The organism is Eubacterium sp. An3 (genome assembly GCF_002159465.1).
GTDB lineage: Bacteria > Bacillota > Clostridia > Lachnospirales > Lachnospiraceae > Anaerobutyricum > Anaerobutyricum stercoris.
The window spans coordinates 1-1,528 of sequence record NZ_NFIR01000094.1 but is presented as its reverse complement, the minus strand read 5'-3'; the positions used below and the strand labels follow the sequence as shown (position 1 = coordinate 1,528).

Below are 1,528 nucleotides of genomic sequence, written 5' to 3'. Positions count from 1 at the left end.
AAGGAATCGGGACGGACATCCTGTTCCATGAATACAAAAGAGGAAAAGTAGCCGCCGGGGACGCGGCAGCCATCCTGTCCCGTATGCTCGATTACGGACAAAGAGCAGCGGAACCCCTGCTGCAGTCAAGGAACACCCGGCCGGGACAGGCCTCCCAACAATCCTCCGGAGTCTGCATCAGCCTTCATGGAGCCTCTGTCAAAAACCAGCTGCTGTTTTCCATGACAGTGACAGTGACCAAACCGGAGGCATGGGACGTGGACGGGAAACAATCGTCGGGTGAGACGGTGCGGACCCTGCGCAAGATACGGGTGAAAAAACGATCCTTCAATCCATGGATGAGAAAATACAATGGTATCATACATGTACAATGGGAAGGACAACAGATGCAGCTGGTGGTAGGATTGAATAATGGGGAAGAGCAGTGAAGAAGGCGTTGAAAGAGACGTATTTTTATAGATGCTTTTATTGAAAAAAATTTGAAGATGGGGAATTATAAAAAAATGTTGGAAAACTTGATTGCATCACAGGGAATGCTAAGTATGGGATTTACTACAAAGCTTATGGTATGTATTTTAATTAGTATTAGCTGTGGTAAAAGGAAAAGAATTTGGATTGCTTTTTTTGCAAATATTATTCATTTTTTTATTTATAATGTTTTAACATTAGGAATATTAAACAGCATATACGGTGAGGAATTATGGTTTCGTTTTATTGTTGCAACAATGGGAACTGGTGTGGCATTATGCGTTGCAGTAATCCTGAGTATTGTCTGGGAAGTGCATTTTTTTAAATTGTTGACAGTATATATTTGTTCAGATGCATTTGTTGCTATGATTGTTTACATAGCTGGGTTTTTATGTCCGAGCCCATCTTTTATTTTTGTTTTTGGTATGGTATCTCTGGGAGTTTTTTTATTTTTTGGGTTGCCTTTTTTGAAGAAAATCCGAAATATTTATTTTTTTAATTCCTGGTTGTTAGGAGGATTTCTTCTCACTGTTTTGATAAATTCCTGGTTATCAAACATTTTGTATGTTTGGACAGAAGATATGTTGGTATCAGATATTATGATATTTTTTGGAGTTGGGCAGATACTCATTAGTTTAACTTTTATTTTTCTGGAATGTTTAGTTTATATTTTTATTCAGAAAAGAAAACAAGCCATGCTCCTTCGCAATAAAGCCCAGATGGAAGATTATTACCGTCAGGTATCCAAACACCTCCGTGAGATCGATGAAACCCGGATCCTTCTGGGACGGGGGACAAAACTCCTTGCCGCCGCACATCAGGAGCAACAGGATTCCATGGAACTGAGTCCCGAAGTACTGAATCCTAAAGAACTGCAGACCTATCTGAGCCGGCTGAAAAGTCAGTACGAGGCTCTGGGCGAGGTCTTTTTCTGCAATGATTTTGCCATAGACAGCGTCCTGCGGGACTTCGTCATAAGCTGCCGCCAGAAAGGAATCGGGACGGACATCCTGTTCCATGAATACAAAAGAGGAAAAGTAGCCGCCGGGGACGCGGCAGC

Annotated in this window: 2 protein-coding genes; both read left to right on the top strand. The window is 41.8% G+C overall.

Features of this window, described 5'->3' with window-relative positions; translation table 11 throughout:
• A partial coding sequence (locus B5F87_RS21110; protein ID WP_158097125.1) for a hypothetical protein occupies positions 1-428 on the top strand: 428 nt, incomplete at its 5' end.
• A gap of 735 nt (positions 429-1,163) precedes the next feature.
• Positions 1,164-1,528 (top strand): hypothetical protein (locus B5F87_RS20860; protein WP_143405321.1); only part of this gene is annotated, 365 nt, incomplete at its 3' end.